Here is an 18,764-nt window from a genome sequence, read left to right as displayed (position 1 = left end):
TTCGCTCGATTCCTACAAGATTTAATCTCTCTTTTTATAACTATAAACCTCTTCACACCTTGCTTGTAAATGAGTTTTTATGTGTAGTCAATGATCGATTAAAAATACCGTTTAGACACAAGTCATGTATATTTTTTCATAAGAACTCGAATGTTTGCTCCATATTCTCCTCTTCCACGAAAACAGACGCCCACAACGTGTGAGCGTCTGTTACTGATTAGAGCGGCTTCCCAAATTCCGGGCGCCCTTCTTCATTCCACGTGAACACTTGTGCGCGCGCATGACGGTTCGGATCGTAGAGGGGATCCCCTTCGATTTCCGTATACGTCCGAGCATGGTAGATTAGGACGTCTTCTCCCTTTTCATTCACGGTAAAGCTATTGTGACCTGGCCCGAATTGATTCACGTCGGCATTCGTCTGGAACACCGGCCGGAATGATTTTGACCACGATGCCGGGTTTAACACATCAGCGTCGTCCGAGGCGCACAACATGCCCATACAGTAGTTCTCATCGGTCGCACTCGCCGAATACGTGATGAAGATGTGGCCGTTTCGCTTCAAGACGGCCGCCCCCTCGTTGACGAGGAAACCGCGAGTCTCCCAGTCATACTCAGGCTTCGTCAGCATGACTTGTGGCAATTTAATCGTCCATGGGTTTTCGAGCTCAGCGATGTATAGATTGGAGTTGCCCTCGATGGCCGGGTCCTTTTGGGCCCACACCAAATAGTGGGTCGCTTTGTGCTCAAACACGGTCGCATCAAGGGCAAACGAATCCCATTCGGTCTGGATCTGCCCTTTTTCGACCCACTCCCCTTCGAGCGGATTCGTTGATTCGTTCTCTAACACGAACATGCGGTGGTCGAACAGACCGTTGACGATGTCCCGCGATTTCGCGGCCGCAAAATAGAGATACCACTTGCCATGAATGTGGTGCAGTTCAGGCGCCCAAATCAAGTCGCTCATCGGACCTGTCTCGTGCTTCACCCATGCGGTCACCGGCTCGGCCGTCCGAAGCGCTTGAAGCGACTTGGCGCGGCGTAGCTCGATCAAGTCATACTCAGGCACCGACGCCGTGAAGTAGTAGTAGCCATCCGTATGCAAATATACCCACGGGTCGGCCCGCTGTTCTAATATCAAATGTCGATCTTCTACTTGCTTCATCGTACAGCCTCCTCGTCGCGAATCGGCCGGCCGAACACCGGGCCAGTTTCATCCCACATGAACGGTTGGACACGCGTATGTCGGTTCGGGTCCCAGAGCGGATTCCCGACGATTTCTTTATAGTTACGGGCATGATAGACGAGGATGTCCGTCCCGTCATCTAGCGTCGTAAAACTATTATGACCCGGTCCGAATTGACTGGCCGCTTCATCGGTTCCGAAGACCGGTTCGGGATGCTTCGTCCAACTCGCCGCGTCCAATAGATTGCTCGTCTCTTCGGCGCGCAGGAGGCCCATGCAGTAGTGATGGTCCGTCGCACTCGCAGAGAACGTGATATAGATGTGACCATTCCGCTTCAACACGGCCGGCCCTTCGTTCACGAGGAACCCGACCTTCTCCCAGTCATACTCCGGCGTCGCAATCATCGTCTGTGGCCCCGTGAGTGTCCACGGGTTCGCCATCTCCGAGATATAGAGGTTCGAGTTGCCATCGATGGACGGGTCTTTTTGGGCCCATACATAATAGAGGCGCCCCTCGTGCTCGAACGTCGTCGCATCAAGCGCGAACGATTCGCACCAAGTCCGGACCTGTCCTTTTTCGACCCATTCCCCTTCGAGCGGATTCGCCGAGCTGTTCTCGAGCACATACATCCGATGATCGAATACGTGATTTTCTCGCGCAGCCGCGAAATAGAGGTACCATTTCCCTTGGATGTGATGTAATTCCGGGGCCCAGATGTTCGCACTCATGATGCCCGTCTCACGTTTGGTCCAGACGACTCGTTCCTCCGCCTCGGTCAAGGCCACGAGCGTCTTCGCTCGACGGAGCGGGATACCTCTGAAGTCCGGCAACGAGGCCGTGAAGTAATAATAGCCATCTGTATGGCGTATGATCCATGGGTCCGCTCGTTGTTCCACTAGCGGATTCGTGATCGTCTCTCTCATAAAGAACGCTCCCCTACCTCAGATTGTGTTCGGTTCAAACTCATATGTTTTAACAGTGTATGTCGTTCTCTCAAACGGTACGCCTCTCGCTTGCTACTCGCTAACAGGAGCGAGGAGACCCCGATCTCGTCCGGCCGGAGCGGTGCCTGTAACGCGTGGAAGATGTGTTCGAGCTTTTGCCGCGTCGGCATCTGCTCGGCCCACGCCCGTAGCGCGCCCGGCGTGTCGGGCCATTCGAGCATCATTGTTTTATAAGAATCGATGAGTTCCATCGTGGCGATGGCGACTTTCGTTCCATGGAGGATCGCCGGACGATGGTTGGCGATGAAGTCCATCTCCCAATAGTGGGATAAATGATGCTCACCACCGGAAGCCGGGTGTGAATGACCGAAAATCAACATGGCGACTCCGGACAACAATAGCGACTCCATCAGTTGATCCAACCCGTCCGCGTCTCGTTTATAGATGGCAGGCAAGGCGTCCACACACGATTGTAACGCCTGTTCCGTCAGCGATGCGGCGACCGGACAAAACGGTTCACCGCCGTCAAATGCTCCGAACCGCCAGTCCAACAAGGACGTGTATTTCCCGAGCATATCGCCGACCCCGGCCGCAATCAACGCGTCGGGTGCCTTCCGAATCACCTGACTCGGGACGAACACCGCAATCGGGGACACGAGCTGGTACGTGATTTTCTTGCCTCTCACAATGAGAGGGGCCCCTTTCGACGTGAAGCCGTCCACTGACGGCGCGGTCGGCACCGAGATGAACGGTACTTTCGTTTTGGCCGCACAGAACCGGGTGACGTCATGAATCGTGCCGGCCCCTAGCGCGATGAGCGCATCGACGGTTTCATCTTGTTGAAGCAATACTTGGACGACCGAGCGTTCCTCCGCCAAGACGTCGCCTTGCTCATCCGCTTGGAGCGAGACGAGCGACACATCAACTCCGATGTCCATCAAGGCTTCTCGTAGCGGGAGAAACCCGACGCGCTCGGTATTCGTGTCGGCGACGACGAGGAGGTGGTTCCACTCTTTTTCGTGGACGAACGCAGCCAATTCGACCCAAACGTGTTCAGACGCGACCATCCGTTCAATCGTGATCGCGTGATGGGGATTCCCGCAATCACAAGCTTGAACGTGTTCGTTAATCTGTTCGAGGTTCATCGGCTGACTCCTGTCTCGACGCGGTACGTCGTTTGCCAACGGTACGTGTTTCCTGCCTTCAAGCGAATCGACGGGAACGTCTCCTGGTGAACCGCATCAGGGAGGTGTTGCGGTTCCAGACAGACGCCGTAGTGACGTCTCGACGTCCCTTCACGCAATGAAGTCGTCTCGTTCATCTGATTGCCCGAATAGAGGACAATGGCGGGGGCCGTCGTCGAGATCGTCAACTCTCGCTGTGACTCTCGCTCATAGAGTCTCGCTTCCCGTCGCTCCGTGAAGACGAACGGATGGTCATAGCCGTTGACCAATTCGTTTTGTGGATGGGTTGACTCGAGACCGTCCGCCAAGGCGCGACCAGACCGGAAATCAAACGCTGTCTGATCGACTTCAAGCAAGCGACCCGTCGGAATCAAATCATCCCGCAGCTCAGCGAACGTGTCAGCGGACAACGTAAGCTCATGGTTCAAGATGTCCCGCTCACCTCCGCTCAAGTTGAAATACGTATGGTTCGTCAAATCACACACCGTATCTTGATCAGAGGTCGCCTCGTATGTGATGCTGACGCCATGGTCGACCAGTTCGAACATGGCGCGGACGTCGAGTGTCCCGGGATATCCGTTCTCTCCTTCCGGACTGACGCAATGAAGCGTCACACGGTCGGATGTCCTCTGTTCGACCGTCCAAACGCGACGGTGCAACCCTTCTCCGCCGTGAAGGTGATGGACACCTTCATTCGCGGGCACGTGATACGTCACACCATCCAGGTCGAACGTACTCTGGTCGATCCGTCCGGCGACCCGTCCGATCGTCGCACCCAAATAATACGTGTCCTGCATGTACGCCTCGACTGTTCCATACGACAAGACGATATTTTTCCAGCCGTCGTCCTGAATCGAAAATTCTTGCAACGTCGCTCCGTAAGTCAATATGTTCAAACGATACAAGCCGTTTTCGAGCGTGATCGTCGACTCGTCAATCGCTGTTTCTAGTTGCCGCTCCATGACATCCACTCCTTTTTACCAAACGTTCACTGGGCAGTGTTTCGTCGCGAGTCGCGCCCGATACGAGACGTAACACCCACATTTCAAGCAAGTATCTTGTTGCTGGAACGGGCAAGCCGCGCAATGGGTGAGGCGTGCCTCATATTCCGTATCCGACACCTGCTTCATGACTTCCGCATCGATGGTCAACAGCCAGTCTTGGTCTGTCGCTTGCGGTGGACAGGTCCGACATCGCCGCGTCTCCGCCACTGTCATCTCAGCGGACCGCGATGGTGATGACGCTCATCGCCGGCACGTCGAGGACGAGCTTGCCGTCTTCCGTGACGGTCACGTCATGGTCCCGTGGTGAGACGAGGTCAGGTTGTTCGAACGTGTTGTGAGCGTTTAAATGGTCTGCCGTCAAAATCCGGGCCGACACGTCAGAGATGGCGCCGACTCCCCGTAAATCGATTTCGACCGTATCGCCTTGCTCGTGGTCGAGTTGGCAGAGGCTGATATGAAGCACACCTTCCGCATTTCGCGAAGCGGTGGCGTTCACGGCCGGGATGGCTTCATCTTTGGCCACATAGTTACGTGTGTGCGCGGCGAGTTCGACGCGTTCGGCGTCTTGGTGGACACTGTACATCTCGAACACATGGTATGTCGGCGTGAGGATGAATCGGTCTCCTTCTGTCAAAATCATCGCCTGCAACACGTTGACCATTTGAGCGATGTTCGCCATATGGACGCGGTCGTTATGGTTATGGAAGATGTTGAAGTGGACCGCAGCCACGAGTGCATCCCGGATCGAGTTTTGTTGATACAAGAAACCTGGGTTCGTCCCCGGCTCCACATCGAACCAAGTGCCCCACTCGTCGACGATCAAGCCGACATGTTTCTCTGGGTCATACTGGTCCATGATCTGGCCGTGCTTCGTGATCAACTCGTCCATATGGAGGGCGCGCTTCAACGTGATGAACCATTCGTCCTCCGTGAAATCGAGAGCCGAGCCTTTGCCCAACCAGAAGTCACCTGGGATCGTGTAGTAATGGAGGCTGAGCCCGTCCATCATCGTCCCTGCTTCCCGCATCAGGACCTCTGTCCATTTATAGTCGTCGATGTTCGCCCCACCGGCGATTTTATAAAGTTTATTACCGTCGTAGTTGCGGACGTACGTCTGGTAGCGGCGATACAGGTCCGCATAATATTCAGGGCGCATGTTACCGCCGCAGCCCCAGTTCTCATTCCCGACGCCGAAGTACGTGAGTTCCCACGGTTCGTTCCGGCCGTTCTCTTGTCGCCAGTTCGACATCGGTGACTCGCCACCGAACGTCATGTACTCCACCCATTCCGACATCTCTTGCACCGTTCCGCTTCCAACGTTCCCACAGATGTACGGTTCACACTCGAGCAGCTCGCAGAGGCGCATGAATTCATGCGTACCGAAGTGGTTGTTTTCGACGACCCCACCCCAGTGCGTGTTGACCATCCGTTTTCGATTCTCGTTCGGACCGACCCCATCCTTCCAGTGGTACTCGTCGGCAAAACAGCCGCCCGGCCAACGGAGGACCGGGATGTTCAATTTCTTCAAGGCGGCGAGCACGTCGTTGCGAATGCCATCCGTGTTTGGAATCGGTGACTCGGGACCGACCCAGAGCCCTTCATAAATACAACGACCCAAATGCTCAGCGAAGTGACCATAGATGTGCTTGCTGATCGTCCCTTTGGTTAAGTCGGCATTGACGATGAGCTGTGTCGTCCCTGTCGTCACGTGCGTCGGTTTGATGAGTTGGTTGTTCATTGTATCTCCTCCATGAAGAAGGGCCAACGAAGTGGCCCTTTAGATTATGGTCGATAGTAAAGTTCGTTCCAACGTAGTTCGTTGTTGAATTGGACCGTCTCCGTCTTGGCGTCGATGACCGCAATTTCAACGTCGAGCAGTTCCGCGAAGTCCCGCAGTTGGTCGGTCGTCACTTCATACGAATAACAGGTGTGGTGCGCCCCACCGGCTTGAATCCAGTTTTCGACCGCTTGCGCCATCGAAGGTTCTGTTTTCCAAAGAACGCGTGCGACCGGCAAGTTCGGCATCGCCTCTTCCGGCTGAATTCCTTCGACCGTGTTGACGAGGAGACGGAAGCGATGGCCGAGATCGATGATGCTCGCGTTCAACGCCTTGCCGCTCTGTCCTTCAAAGACGATCCGGGCCGGTGCTTCCCGGTCGCCGATACCGAGCGGGTGGACTTCGATTCTTGGCTTGTCGACCGCGATCGTCGGACAAATTTCCAACATGTGGGCGCCAAGCACCATCTCGTTGCCCGGCTCGAAGTGGTACGTGTAATCTTCCATGAACGAGGTTCGCTCGTTGTTCGCCATGATTTTCATGAGACGTACCAACGCTGCCGTTTTCCAGTCACCTTCTCCGGCAAAGCCATAGCCTTGCTCCATCAAGCGTTGAACGGCGAGACCCGGCAACTGCTTCATGCCGTACAAATCTTCAAACGTCGTCGTGAAGGCGGTATAGCCGCCTGCCTCGAGGAAGGCTTTCATGCCGAGTTCAATCCGGCCTTGGTAACGGACCGAATCGAGGAACTCCTCTTCAGCCATCCCTTTGTTCGTCAGCTCATAACGAGACGCGTATTCGTCCATCAGCGCGTCGAGATCTGTGTCAGTCACGGCGTCCATATATGCGACGAGATCACCGACACCATATCCGTCCACCGTCCAACCGAGGCGGATCTGCGCTTCGACTTTATCGCCTTCCGTCACGGCGACGTTGCGCATGTTGTCACCGAAACGAGCCACTTTTAACACTTTGCTTTCGGCCAACGCATGAGCGACTTTCATCCAGCTCGCCATCTTCCCGCGTGTCGTCTCGTCTTCCCAGTGGCCGACGAGCACTTTACGTTTGACGTTCATCCGGCTCGTGATGAAGCCGTGCTCCCGGTCGCCGTGCGCCGATTGGTTCAAGTTCATGAAGTCCATATCGATCGCGTCCCATGGGATGTCGCGATTGAACTGTGTACCGAAATGGAGCAACGGTTTTTGCAGGACGCACATGCCACTGATCCACATCTTCGATGGGGAGAACGTGTGCATCCAGGTGATCACGCCCGCACATGAGTCGTCCGCATTCGCTTGAAGCATCATCTGACGGATCTCTTCTGCGTTTTTGACGACGCCCTTGAAGACGACCCGGTCGCTGAAGACGTCGGCCGCATCGAGCCCGGCCACCATCTCTTTTGAATGACCCTCCACTTGTCGAAGCACGTCTTCGCCGTAAAGCATTTGGCTTCCTGTCACGAACCAAAATTCATATGTTTTCGCTGTCAACATCCAAAGTCCCCCTAATGTGAGGGCGAAGTGCCGGTCATTTTTGGCCGTAGTATGCGTTCGCCCCATGTTTTCGCAAATAGTGTTTATCTAAGATGCTCTGTTTAATCGGTGTCAGGCCAGGGTTCAAGTTCAAGGCGTGAAGTCCCATCTTGGCGACTTCCTCGAGGACGACCGCGTTATGGACGGCCTCATTCGCGTCTTTGCCCCAGCAGAACGGTGCGTGGTTGGCCACGAGCACACCGGGTACGGCGACCGCTTCGAGCATTAATTCGTCGAGCGTCTCTAAAATGACGTGTCCGGTCTCGAGCTCATACGCCGTTGCGATCTCTTCGTCTGTCAATTCTCGAGTACACGGAATCTCGCCATAAAAGTAATCGGCGTGTGTCGTTCCGAACGCCGGGATTGCCCGCTTCGCCTGGGCCCAGCTCGTCGCCCATGGCGAATGGGTGTGCACGACCCCGCCGATCTCAGGGAGAGACCGGTAGAGCGCGAGATGGGTCGGTGTATCTGATGAGGGACGAAGCTCGCCTTCGACGACGTTACCCTCCAAATCGACGACGACCATGTCTTCCACGGTCAATCGTTCGTAAGGGACACCGCTCGGCTTGATGACGACCAATCCGGCGTTCCGGTCGATGCCGCTGACGTTGCCCCATGTGAAGGTGACCAAGCCGTGTTGCGGGAGGGCCAAGTTCGCTTCGAGCACGGCTTCCTTCAAACGACGGCTTACCATACCGGCTCCTCCTTCACACGTGACGCTTCAGCCTTGATTTTTTTCAAGCGTTTCATCACATCGTTTTCACCGCGACCGAAGTAGTCGTATAGCTTCGTATATTCGGCGAACAGAGCATCATACGTCGCGACGTTTTCCGGGATCGGCTTGTACGTCTCTTCTTTGACACGGCCCATCTTCGCTGCAGCTTCCGTGATCGTGGCGTAACCGCCTCGCTCCGTACCGGCCGCCACCGCCCCGAACATGGCCGACCCGAGGGCAGGCGTTTGCGAGGAGGCTGAGATTTTGATTTCCATGTTCAAGACGTCCGCATAGATTTGCATCATGAGGGCGTTCTTCTCGGCGATCCCACCGGCTGCATATACTTCATGCACAGGGACACCGCTGTTCCGGAACGCTTCCACAATCGTTCGCGTCCCATACGCTGTCGCTTCAATCAATGCCCGGTAAATGTCTTCTGGTTTCGTGAGCAATGTCGCTCCGAGCAGGACACCCGTCAAATTCGTATCGACGAGCGTCGATCGGTTCCCGTTCCACCAGTCGAGGGCGACGAGACCGCTCTCCCCGACACGTTGCCGGGCCGCTTTCTCCGTCAACAACTGATGGATGCCGATGCCTTTCAAGGCGGCCTCTTCCACGTAATGCCCTGGGACACACGTCTCGGTGAACCATTCAAAATGGTCTCCGACACACGATTGACCGGCTTCATAGCCCATCAACCCTGGGATGACGCCGTCTTCGACGACGCCGCACATGCCTGGAACGACCTGTTCGTCTTCACCGAGTAGGATGTGGCACGTCGATGTGCCCATGACCATAAGCATCTTGCCAGGTTCGGCGATTCCGACAGCCGGTACCGCCACATGGGCGTCGACGTTCGCGACCGCGACAGCCGTACCTGGAAGGAGTCCGATCCGCGCGGCGAACGCCTCTGTCAGTTCACCCGCCTTGGACCCGATTGGTGCGATGTCGCGCGTTAGTTTCTCTTCGACGACATTCTCTAACCGCGGGTCGAGCGCTTTAAAGAACTCGTTTGACGGGTAGCGGTCTTGTTTATGCCAAATGGCTTTATATCCAGCCGTGCAACTGTTCCGAACGACGTGTCCCGTCATCTGGGATACGACCCAATCCGTCGCTTCTAGAATCTGGTCCGCCGCTTCATAAATGGCCGGCGCTTCGTTCAGGATTTGCCACACTTTCGGAATCATCCACTCCGATGAGATTTTCCCGCCGTATCGTTTCAAGAAAGCTTCGCCCCGTTCGGCCGCGATGCGGTTCAACTCGTCCGCCTCGTCTTGCGCGGCATGATGCTTCCAAAGCTTCACGTAGCTGTGCGGGTTTTGTTGATGTTCCTCGCGGAAACAAAGCGGGTTCAAGTGTTCGTCAATCGGTAAGATCGTGCAAGCTGTGAAATCGATACCGAGTCCCACGACTTGGTCAGCCGTGATCCCCGCCTCTTTCACGACGGCCGGGATGGTGAGTTCTAATACTTCTAAATAGTCTTGCGGATGTTGGAGCGCCCAATCATGCTCGAGACGGGTTACCCCATCCGGTAAATATTCATCCATGACGCCATGTGTGTACGGTTTGACCGCGGTCGCCACTTCTCGACCTGTCGCTACGTCAACGAGGACCGCACGTCCTGATTGCGTCCCGTAGTCGACGCCGATTGTATAGTTGGCCATATTCATCACCCTACCTTCAAAAGAATGCGCTTACATATAGGATGAAAAAAATAAAGTGTGTGGGCACTCCTGTCTTTTCATCCGTACAACTATTCAAATAACATGTCTGAATCGTACAGAAAACAAAAAGATACAATCAAGTTGTACGTATAACTTACACCTTGATTGTATCAACTATTTTAAATTAATCAACTGTTTTCAACATTTTATCTGAATGTTTTTGCGTCACTTCTGAAAAAACTGTGACATTCATCTTTAAAGATACTGCGATAAGTTGTACGGATATTTACAGTCGTTTGCCGATAAAGACGTGCCCTTGGTCAGACAATCCCGCGAACACGAGCGTCTCTCGCCAATTCTCCCAGTCCCAGCCCGGTAACACATGCCAAGTGATCCCTTCAGGACCGTAGAGTTTGATGGTCGTATCCGTCAGCTTCTCATAACGGCCTCGTTCGCCATACTCCGTCACGAACGTCCCGTCATCTAGAAGTTGAATTTTACTTGAAGGCAGGACGTCATGTTTCGTCCGGTCCATGTAGATCCACTCCCACTCCCCGACGAGTTCCTCCATCTCGATGGACCGTTCTTCTTCCCCGGCATATCGTTGCGGAGATACGAGCGGCCAGCCCGATTCCGTCCAAATGATTTTCCGGATATGCAGTTCGTGCCAGTGCGGGTCTTGCTCACCTCTGACGTGATGGAAGAGATAATCCTTGTCCCCGTCATGCAAGATGGAGTTATGACCGGGACCGACCCAACCTTCCCCAGCCCCGAACCGATAGCCCCCTAAAATCTTCATGCCGACTTGTTGCGGGTCGATCTCGAGGTCGGTCATGACGTTCCCATCAAAATCGACGTACGGTCCGGTGATCGAAGTCGAGCGGGCCACACGGATGTGATAGTCCTTGAACAAGGAGTCGTACGAGACGAACAAGTAATAATGGCGATCCGTCTCCCGATAGACGATATACGGTCCTTCGATCGCCCCTTCGACACGTTGATGCCGTTTCGCGATCAACGTCCCCTCACTCCCCGGACGTTTCTTCCCGGTCTCCGGATCGATTGGGAACACATACAGCCCACCAAAGAAGCTGCCATAGACGAGCCAAGGTTCTCCATGTGCATCGAACGTGATATTCGGATCGATCGCGTTCGGTCCTGACGTCCCAGCCTCACTCTTCACGACGAGCCCGTGATCATGCCACGGTCCATCTATCGTTTCCGCACTGGCGACACCGATATAGGACTGCGTCTGTCCAAACTGTGAAGCCGCATAGTACATGACATAGCGACCACCCATGAACACGACTTCCGGCGCCCAAAGCCCTGGCGCCCCGGTCCATTCCACAGCCTCGTGCGGAAGTTCTTCAAACGCCAAGCCGACGTATTCCCAATGGATCAAGTCAAGTGAGCGGCGCACTTGAATCCCCCCGTTGATTTGATGCCCGTGGGCAGCGTCCGTCGAGAACACGTAATACCAGTCCCCGACTTTGATCGAGGCGGGATCGTGGGCGTTGTGCGTGCCCCACATCGTTTCGTTCGTCAATCGTTCTAGCAGATAACGTTCTTCTCGTTTAGGACCGTTCAGTTTTTGCATGTTCCCATTTCTCCTTTTATTGTTTTTTGCCCCATACGGCGGTGCCGTCCTCGCTCAGACCTGTGAAGATGATCGTCGGTTGCCAATTCTCCCAGTCCCAAGCCGCTCCGACTTGCGTCTCATACGTCTCTTGTCCGACTTCGACCTCGAGGACCGAGCCGTTCAATCGCCAGGACCCGTCCCCGTTTTCGAGCTTCCCGCCTCGTTCCAACGTCAACGTGCTCGAGGCTTGCTGCCCATCGTCGAACCGAGGGAACGTGATGACGTCCCAGTCCCCGACCAGATGGGCGTCGTCGACCTCGACGTCTCCTTCCCCGGCGTAGCGCTCGGGCGAGACGACCGGCCAACCATCTTTCGTCCAATACACTTTTCGGACGTGCAAATGTGACCAATAGATGTCTTCACTCGGTCGCGCCTGATGCAACACGAACGTATCGGTCCCATCTTGTAAGAATGCCGAGTGCCCGGTCCCGACGTATCCGTCATCTCCTTCGAAACGGTACGGACCCACGATTTTCACGCCCGTATCAAACGACTCATCCGATTCGTCGCGTAAGTCACGGCCACGCGAATCGACGTACGGTCCCGCGATCGACTTCGAGCGACCGATTCGGACGTTGTACGTATCTTCTAGCCAACCGTACGACACCATCAAGTAGTAATAGCCTGTTTCATCGTTATATAAGATTTCCGGCCCTTCGATGCCCATCGACATGTCTTTCCGTTTGGCAAGCAACGTTCCTTCTGACGATTCGTCCACTCGTTTCCCAGTGCCTGGATCAATCTCCGTCAAAAAGACCCCCCCAAAGTACGACCCATACGTCATCCACCATTTGCCTGCCGCATCTTGCGTCACGTGAGGGTCAATCGCGTTGGCGACACCCCTGTCTCCGTCTTTCGACGTCACGACGGCACCCTCGTCTTCCCAAGGCCCTTCAATCGTTGAGGCGGTCGCGAGCCCGATGTACGACGTGCGGCTCCCGACCCCTGAAACGGAATAGTACAAGTGGAACCGATCTCCGATTTTTGTGATCGCCGGGGCCCAGAACGTATTCCCACCGGCCCAAGCGAACGCCTCTTCAGACACTTGATCGAACACACGGCCGACGAACTCCCAGTGAATGAGATCGGTCGATTTACGGATTTGAATGCCGGGCGTCGGAGGACTACCCACCATGTAATCCGTCGAGAAAACGTAGTACGTGTCACCATCTTTAAAGATCGCCCCATCATGCGTGAAGTTCGTCGTCCACTCGCTCTCTTTGTTGAGCACGTCTGGCGTCACATCTTCCACTTGTTGATCAAACGGCGCTTTCGGGAGTGCCAACCTCATCGACCTCCATGCACGCACTCTGTCTTGTCTCAGCCCTTCACACCAGAAATCGCAATCGACTCGATGATCTGTTTTTGGAAGATCATGAAGACGATCAACATCGGGAGTAACGCCACGACGGACGCGGCCATGATTAACGGATAATCACTTTGAATTGCATAAGATGCGTTGAAGTTCGCGATGACAAGTTGAAGCGTCTGTTTCTCCGGCGAGTTCAAATACAAAATCGGCCCGAGATAGTCGTTCCAGATTGCCATGAACCAAAGAATCAATTGCGCGGCCACGGCCGGCTTGATCAATGGGAAGATAATCTTGTAGAAGATTTGGAAGTACGAGCAGCCATCAATCTTGGCCGCTTCAATAATTGAGTTCGGGATGCTGTTCAAAAATTGGCGCAAGAAGAAAATCATGAAAATATTCCCGAACAGCCCCGGTACGATCAACGGTAACAGCGTGTCCACCCAGCCGATGCTCGAGAACATCATGAACTGGGGAATCATGAGCACCGGGTATGGGATCATGACAGAAGCGAACAAGAGTAGGAAGATTTTATTCTTGCCTCTGAAGTTCAACTTCGCGAAGGCGAACGCTGCCAAGCTCGACGTGAACGTCCCGACGATCGTAACGGATAATGCGACAATCAAACTGTTCGATATCCCCGATAATAACGGACCCATACTCCAAATTTCCGTGTACTTGCTAAACGAAATATCGGTCGGGATCCATACGGGCGGGAGTGCGAACACATCCTCTTTTGATTTTAGCGACGTCGACACCATCCACAGCAGCGGTGCGATCATGACGACCGCTCCGATAGAGAGGAAGATAAAGATGAAGAAATCCGTGATTCGATCCTTCTTCTTCACCGACATCGTTTCCACGTTCTCTTTTTTCCGTGAGAGAGCTAATTGCATGGTCATTCTCCTTTCCTATACGCGAATCGCTCAATCAAGATCGAACGATGATTTTTCATTCATCCGGAATTGGAGCAACGTGACGATGAAAATGAAGAGCCCGAGGACGAGCGCCATCGCCGAAGCGTAACCGAGTTGGAAGTTCCCGAACGATTTTTGCCAAATGTAGAAGACCGCAGAGGCAGACGAGTACTCCGGACCCCCAGTTGGTGTCATGACGTTAATTTCCGTGAAGATTTGTGCCCCACCGATGATGTTCGTCACGATGATGAAGAACGTGACCGGTTTGACCATCGGGAGCGTGATGTGCCAAAAGCTTTGCCACGCGTTGGCCCCATCCAGTTTCGCTGCTTCATAAAATGATTTCGGGACACTTTGGAGCGCCGCCAAGTAAAGGAGCATCGTGTAGCCGAGCCCTTTCCAAATCGCCATGAGGATGAGCGCCGGTTTGACGGTATCGGTGTTTTGGAGCCAGTTCGGCCCGTCGATCCCGATCAAAGCCAGGAATTGGTTGACCAATCCATAGTCACCGTTATACGCCCATTGCCACAAAATCGAGACGGCGGCAATCGACGAGATGACGGGAATGTAGTAAATCACGCGGAACGTGTCCGTCCCAAAAATCTTTCGATTCAACGCGAGGGCGAGCAGAAGCGCGAGGACGATGCCGATTGGGATCCCAATCATCATGAAGAGCGTGTTGTACATCGATTTATAAAAATATTCATCTTGGAACAAGTTAACGAAGTTCTCAAACCCAATAAATTTCATTTGACCGAGGCCGTTCCAATTCGTGAAGGCGCCGTAAACAGAGTACATCAACGGTATGAACGCAAAGAGGAAGAACCCAATGACCGGTGCCGCAACGAACAAATAGGCGTACCGCTGTTCAGTTCGATATAACTTGGAAATCGATTTTGTTTTCATTACCCTTCCATCCTTTCAACGTCAGAGACGCAGGTGGCGAACATCGCCACCTCCGTTTCGACTCTCTGATCAGTTCGCCTGTTCCTCTTGTGCGATCGCCGCATCGAGCAATTTCTGCATTTTCGGCTGCGCCGTCTTCACATAGTCTTCGACCGACGTTTTACCGTCGAGCACAGGCTGGATGTTTTTGAAGAACTCGTCATACCATTCTGCCGTGTATGTCTTCTCAGCCGGGAAGCCGCGGCCATAGTCGTTGATTAAATCAAGGAATTCTTGTTTGTTGTCTGGTTTGATCGACGTGTCCGCTGCCCAGTTGTCTGCGATTTCCACACTGTTCGGCAATTGGACTTGCGCGTCTACGAGCGCTTGTTGCCCTTCTTGGTCCGCAGACAAGTACATGGCCAACTCTGCCGCTTCCTCTTTATGTTCCGTCGTCGAACCTACGCCAATCCCGAGCGACCCGACCCATCCTGACGCTTTACCAGTCGAACCGGCTGGCCATGGAAGTAAGTCGTACTCGAATTTCAACTGTTCTTTGAATGCCGCCATATCCCACGGTCCGACCGGGAAGAAGGCGAGTTGTCCTTTCAGCCAACGTTGGTACGTGTCGAGCGTCTGTGTTTCGCCGATTGACGGTGTGATCCCGTGTTTCAACTGTTGATCGACGAAGAATTGCAACGCTTCGATGAACTTCGGATCATCGATTGTCACTTTCGTACCATCTTCATTGATCCAGTCGGCCCCGTTACTCCAGACGAACGGTTGAAGGGCCCAGTTCACGTTGAAACCAGTGCCGTACTGATCCATCTTGCCGTCACCGTTCGTGTCTTTCGTCAACTGTTTAGCCACGTCCACGAACTCATCCCATGTATATGGTTTGTCTTTATCCGGGAGCGGGATGCCCGCATCTTCGAACATCGTCTTGTTGTAGCCGAGTGCGAACGGACCTAAGTCTTTCGGTAGTCCGTAAATCGCCCCTTCTCCGAGCGTCTCCCCATCGAAGCGATATTTGTCGACACCTTTCTCCCAAATGTCGTCTAGCTTGACGTCTTCCGAATTTTCAACCGCTTCGGTGATGTCGAGGAGCACACCCGAGTTTACATAGGCCTTCACTTGGGCAGGATTATAGAAGAAGACGTCCGGGATTTTCCGACCTGCGATGGCCGATTTGAGTTTTGTATCATACTGATCCGGGGCCGTTTGGACCATCGTCACTTTCACATCTTTGTTGGCTTCTTCAAAACGTTTTACTGTTGCTTGGTAGGCTTTTAACTCTGACGGTTTGTCAAATTAAGCGCAACACTTCCTCGGTGAAGGCCTCGTGTGCGGTTTTCCAGTTCAGGCATTTTCTCGGCCGCCCGTTGATCTTGGTGAGCGCGTCCGCGAGTTCGTCATGCGCCACCTGCGCGAAGTCCGTTCCTTTCGGGAAGAACTCGCGCAGGAGCCCGTTGGCGTTCTCGTTGCTTCCCCGTTGCCACGATGCGTACGGGTCGGCGAAATACATCGGCACACCGAGTGACGCCTGGATGCGCTCGTGACCGCTGAACTCCTTGCCCCGGTCCGTCGTCGCCGTCTCGAACGTGCCGTCCGGGAAGGCGACGTGCACCGCATGGATCGCCCCCTCCATCGAGGCCGCGGTGCGGTCCGCGATCGGCAGGGCGAGATAGAACCGGCTCTTCCGCTCGATGAACGTCGCGACGCACGCCTTCGACTTCCCTCGTCCGGAGACGACGGTGTCGAGCTCCCAGTGCCCGAACGTCCGGCGCCCCCTGACCTCTGGCGGTCGTTGCGAGATGGAGAGTCCGACGTTGATGCGTCCGCGCGTCTCGGTCGGCTTTTGACGTTTCCCTTTCTGGCGGAGCACGGTCAGGGGCACGTCGATCCGTCCCGCATAGATCCAACGGTAGATGGTGGAGAAGGCGAGCTTTCCGTTGAAGAGCCGTCCCACGATCTGTTCCGGGGACCAGGTCGCACGCAGCTTCTCGACGATCGTCCGGCGCATCGTGTCGTCGAGTTTCGTCTTGGCGCCACAGTTGGTCTTCGCCTTCTCGTAGCGTTTCTGGGCACGTCCCGATTCGTAGCCGGGGTTCCGTCTGATCTCCCGCGAGACGGTCGATGGCTGTCGCCCGATCCGTCTCGCGATGGACCGGATGGACATCCCGAGCTCCAGATACGTCTCTATTTTCACGCGTTCCGTTGTGGTAAGATGGGTGTAGCTCATAGCGATTCCTCCGTCTGAATGTGTGTTGTGGTGACTTCATTCTACACGAGGACGTCGCTGTGGGCTTTTTTTGTGTTCACTTTTGGGTGTTGCACTTAATTTTATAATTCATCCTCTTCTGGATTTCCACGGAACATAAATGTCAGTTCAACTTTTCCATCCGCGCCTGCCTCGTCTCCCGAACAGCCGGCGAGCGCTAAAGAAGTTGTCATCAGTGCTGACATCGTCAACGCAAACATTTTTTTCGATTTACGATTCATTGTGAATTCCTCCATCAATTTATATTCATGTGCAAAGCATGATAAAGATGTACGTACATGTTGAGTTAAATAAAAAAGCAAACTGTATAATGAAGCCCACACAACACTATACATTTACTAGCCAATAAACCGATATGATTGGTAATGAAAGCGTTTTCTGTACAATTCGAGTCTATTACACACGTTCGTACATGTCAATTTGATTTTTATGTATTTTTATATTTCATCCGTACATATTCATAGAAAATTCAGATGCTTTTTTTGCTTATTCATAGTAAACGGTACATTTGTTTGTTAATATGGAAGTAAGATCATATCTTGTACGTATGAGTTGTTCGACGTACATGAGAGAAAGCAGGGACGCCAGATGGCACAACGCACAAAGTACAATATGGTCAAAGATCATATTCTTGAATGGATAAAAGATGGAACGGTAAGACCCGGTGAAAAAATTCCTTCTGAAAATGAATTGGTCCAATCATTTGGAGTGAGCCGTCATACGATTCGACAAGCTGTAGGAGAATTAGTGAATGAAGGTTATCTTTACCGTGAACAAGGCTCGGGCACGTATTGTTCCCCCGTCCTTCCGACTTCGACCCCCCAGACGATTGAACGTTTAGGCAATGGTAAAAACATCGGGGTCATCACGACCTACATGTCTGATTATATCTTCCCGTCTATTATCCGGGGGATTGAATCTCACTTGGCTTCAAAAGGATACACGTTGACTTTATCTTGTACGGATAACAACGTCGAGAAAGAACGGCAATGTCTCGAGATGATGTTAGATCGTCAAATTGATGGGTTGATCGTCGAGCCGACGAAGAGCAGTAGCTACAATCCGAATATCAAATATTATTTAGAGCTCGAACAACAGCATACGCCGTATTTGATGATTAACCAGTACTATTCGCAGTTGACGCCTCCTTATTTGATCATGGATGACGAGAAAGGCGGATTCTTGGCTGCCGAACATCTCATCAAACTTGGCCATGAGCGCATCATGGGACTCTTCAAAACAGATGACCTTCAAGGGGTCCATCGGATGCGCGGCTTCATACGCGCGTTCCGGGAATACAATCTTCCCTTAGAGCCAGAATTAATTATAACGTATACGACAGAAGAACTTGTGCCTTCTTTTTATGACGTGATTCATCAAGTGTTCGAGAACGCGGACGAACGGCCGAGCGCGATCGTCTGTTATAACGACCAACTCGCCCTTAGCGTGTTGGACCAGTTGAGAAATCTACGCCTCTCTGTCCCCCAAGACGTCTCACTCGTCGGATATGACGACTCGGTGCTTGCCGTCGCGACAGAGGTGAAACTGACTTCGATCATCCACCCGAAGCAAGAATTGGGTCGTGCCGCAGCCGAGTGGATCATCGCAGCTGTCGAGAAAAAGGACACGCCGCCGTCACATACGTATGAACCTGAATTGATCGTGCGTAACTCGACTGCACCCTATAACCGTCTCGAATCTAAATTAGGCTGATTCCCTGCTAACTTCTT

General features: G+C 53.4%; 16 protein-coding genes and 1 pseudogene. 1 reads left to right on the top strand and 16 read right to left on the bottom strand.

Annotated elements, in window-relative coordinates; genetic code table 11:
• Positions 1–217: 217 nt before the first annotated feature.
• From NMQ00_RS02880 to NMQ00_RS02805, 16 genes and pseudogenes are all read right to left on the bottom strand, one after another.
• Complete coding sequence (locus tag NMQ00_RS02880; RefSeq protein WP_255177843.1) at positions 218–1,162, bottom strand: glycoside hydrolase family 43 protein; 945 nt, start codon at positions 1,160–1,162, stop codon at positions 218–220.
• Positions 1,159–2,106: a glycoside hydrolase family 43 protein gene (locus tag NMQ00_RS02875; RefSeq protein WP_255177842.1), complete on the bottom strand. Its 948-nt coding sequence runs from the start codon at positions 2,104–2,106 to the stop codon at positions 1,159–1,161. Before NMQ00_RS02875 ends, NMQ00_RS02880 begins: the two co-directional genes overlap by 4 nt.
• A complete protein-coding gene (locus NMQ00_RS02870; RefSeq protein ID WP_255177841.1) occupies positions 2,103–3,272 on the bottom strand; it encodes a sn-glycerol-1-phosphate dehydrogenase in 1,170 nt (389 codons plus the stop codon). The genes NMQ00_RS02875 and NMQ00_RS02870 overlap by 4 nt, the downstream gene beginning before the upstream one ends.
• Entirely contained in the window at positions 3,269–4,273 is a 1,005-nt protein-coding gene (locus NMQ00_RS02865) for an aldose epimerase family protein (RefSeq protein ID WP_255177840.1), read from the bottom strand. Before NMQ00_RS02865 ends, NMQ00_RS02870 begins: the two co-directional genes overlap by 4 nt.
• 15 nt (positions 4,274–4,288) lie before the next feature.
• On the bottom strand, positions 4,289–4,528 hold the full coding sequence (locus NMQ00_RS02860; protein ID WP_255177839.1) for a DUF6171 family protein: 240 nt from the start codon (positions 4,526–4,528) through the stop codon (positions 4,289–4,291).
• A gap of 1 nt (position 4,529) precedes the next feature.
• Positions 4,530–6,053, bottom strand: a complete 1,524-nt coding sequence (locus NMQ00_RS02855; RefSeq protein WP_255177838.1) for an alpha-N-arabinofuranosidase — start codon at positions 6,051–6,053, stop codon at positions 4,530–4,532.
• 44 nt (positions 6,054–6,097) lie between these two features.
• Positions 6,098–7,585 (bottom strand): L-arabinose isomerase, encoded by a 1,488-nt coding sequence (gene araA, locus NMQ00_RS02850; protein ID WP_255177837.1) that lies wholly within the window; start codon positions 7,583–7,585, stop codon positions 6,098–6,100.
• Between the two features lie 34 nt (positions 7,586–7,619).
• Positions 7,620–8,318: an L-ribulose-5-phosphate 4-epimerase gene (araD, locus tag NMQ00_RS02845; RefSeq protein ID WP_255177836.1), complete on the bottom strand. Its 699-nt coding sequence runs from the start codon at positions 8,316–8,318 to the stop codon at positions 7,620–7,622.
• The gene (gene araB / locus NMQ00_RS02840; protein WP_255177835.1) at positions 8,312–10,009 is read right to left on the bottom strand and encodes a ribulokinase; all 1,698 of its coding nucleotides are present in this window, start codon (positions 10,007–10,009) and stop codon (positions 8,312–8,314) included. The genes araD and araB overlap by 7 nt, the downstream gene beginning before the upstream one ends.
• Before the next feature lie 280 nt (positions 10,010–10,289).
• Positions 10,290–11,600, bottom strand: a complete 1,311-nt coding sequence (locus NMQ00_RS02835; RefSeq protein WP_255177834.1) for an arabinan endo-1,5-alpha-L-arabinosidase — start codon at positions 11,598–11,600, stop codon at positions 10,290–10,292.
• Between the two features lie 16 nt (positions 11,601–11,616).
• The gene (locus tag NMQ00_RS02830; RefSeq protein WP_255177833.1) at positions 11,617–12,933 is read right to left on the bottom strand and encodes an arabinan endo-1,5-alpha-L-arabinosidase; all 1,317 of its coding nucleotides are present in this window, start codon (positions 12,931–12,933) and stop codon (positions 11,617–11,619) included.
• 29 nt (positions 12,934–12,962) lie between these two features.
• On the bottom strand, positions 12,963–13,805 hold the full coding sequence (locus NMQ00_RS02825; protein ID WP_031200025.1) for a carbohydrate ABC transporter permease: 843 nt from the start codon (positions 13,803–13,805) through the stop codon (positions 12,963–12,965).
• 72 nt (positions 13,806–13,877) lie between these two features.
• Positions 13,878–14,774: a carbohydrate ABC transporter permease gene (locus tag NMQ00_RS02820; RefSeq protein WP_031423572.1), complete on the bottom strand. Its 897-nt coding sequence runs from the start codon at positions 14,772–14,774 to the stop codon at positions 13,878–13,880.
• A 69-nt stretch (positions 14,775–14,843) separates the two neighbouring features.
• A pseudogene (locus NMQ00_RS02815) lies at positions 14,844–16,049 on the bottom strand (ABC transporter substrate-binding protein); the annotation flags it as partial.
• A gap of 10 nt (positions 16,050–16,059) precedes the next feature.
• The gene (locus NMQ00_RS02810) at positions 16,060–16,995 is read right to left on the bottom strand and encodes an IS30 family transposase (RefSeq protein WP_255177644.1); all 936 of its coding nucleotides are present in this window, start codon (positions 16,993–16,995) and stop codon (positions 16,060–16,062) included.
• A 101-nt stretch (positions 16,996–17,096) separates the two neighbouring features.
• Positions 17,097–17,255, bottom strand: a complete 159-nt coding sequence (locus NMQ00_RS02805; protein WP_255177832.1) for a hypothetical protein — start codon at positions 17,253–17,255, stop codon at positions 17,097–17,099.
• A gap of 367 nt (positions 17,256–17,622) precedes the next feature.
• Between NMQ00_RS02805 and NMQ00_RS02800 the strand changes: the two genes are divergently transcribed.
• Positions 17,623–18,747, top strand: coding sequence for a GntR family transcriptional regulator (locus NMQ00_RS02800; protein WP_255177831.1), 1,125 nt, complete (start codon positions 17,623–17,625; stop codon positions 18,745–18,747).
• The last annotated feature ends 17 nt before the right edge of the window (positions 18,748–18,764 follow it).

It is taken from the genome of Exiguobacterium aurantiacum (assembly GCF_024362205.1).
GTDB lineage: Bacteria > Bacillota > Bacilli > Exiguobacteriales > Exiguobacteriaceae > Exiguobacterium > Exiguobacterium aurantiacum_B.
This window is presented reverse-complemented; position numbering and strand designations above follow the sequence as displayed.

Coding starts and splice junctions, on each gene's coding strand:
- NMQ00_RS02880 (WP_255177843.1), bottom strand. CDS start 1,162: ATGAAGCAAGTAGAAGATCGACATTTGATATTAGAACAGCGGGCCGAC.
- NMQ00_RS02875 (WP_255177842.1), bottom strand. CDS start 2,106: ATGAGAGAGACGATCACGAATCCGCTAGTGGAACAACGAGCGGACCCA.
- NMQ00_RS02870 (WP_255177841.1), bottom strand. CDS start 3,272: ATGAACCTCGAACAGATTAACGAACACGTTCAAGCTTGTGATTGCGGG.
- NMQ00_RS02865 (WP_255177840.1), bottom strand. CDS start 4,273: ATGGAGCGGCAACTAGAAACAGCGATTGACGAGTCGACGATCACGCTC.
- NMQ00_RS02860 (WP_255177839.1), bottom strand. CDS start 4,528: ATGACAGTGGCGGAGACGCGGCGATGTCGGACCTGTCCACCGCAAGCG.
- NMQ00_RS02855 (WP_255177838.1), bottom strand. CDS start 6,053: ATGAACAACCAACTCATCAAACCGACGCACGTGACGACAGGGACGACA.
- araA (WP_255177837.1), bottom strand. CDS start 7,585: ATGTTGACAGCGAAAACATATGAATTTTGGTTCGTGACAGGAAGCCAA.
- araD (WP_255177836.1), bottom strand. CDS start 8,318: ATGGTAAGCCGTCGTTTGAAGGAAGCCGTGCTCGAAGCGAACTTGGCC.
- araB (WP_255177835.1), bottom strand. CDS start 10,009: ATGAATATGGCCAACTATACAATCGGCGTCGACTACGGGACGCAATCA.
- NMQ00_RS02835 (WP_255177834.1), bottom strand. CDS start 11,600: ATGCAAAAACTGAACGGTCCTAAACGAGAAGAACGTTATCTGCTAGAA.
- NMQ00_RS02830 (WP_255177833.1), bottom strand. CDS start 12,933: ATGAGGTTGGCACTCCCGAAAGCGCCGTTTGATCAACAAGTGGAAGAT.
- NMQ00_RS02825 (WP_031200025.1), bottom strand. CDS start 13,805: ATGTCGGTGAAGAAGAAGGATCGAATCACGGATTTCTTCATCTTTATC.
- NMQ00_RS02820 (WP_031423572.1), bottom strand. CDS start 14,774: ATGAAAACAAAATCGATTTCCAAGTTATATCGAACTGAACAGCGGTAC.
- NMQ00_RS02810 (WP_255177644.1), bottom strand. CDS start 16,995: ATGAGCTACACCCATCTTACCACAACGGAACGCGTGAAAATAGAGACG.
- NMQ00_RS02805 (WP_255177832.1), bottom strand. CDS start 17,255: ATGAATCGTAAATCGAAAAAAATGTTTGCGTTGACGATGTCAGCACTG.
- NMQ00_RS02800 (WP_255177831.1), top strand. CDS start 17,623: ATGGCACAACGCACAAAGTACAATATGGTCAAAGATCATATTCTTGAA.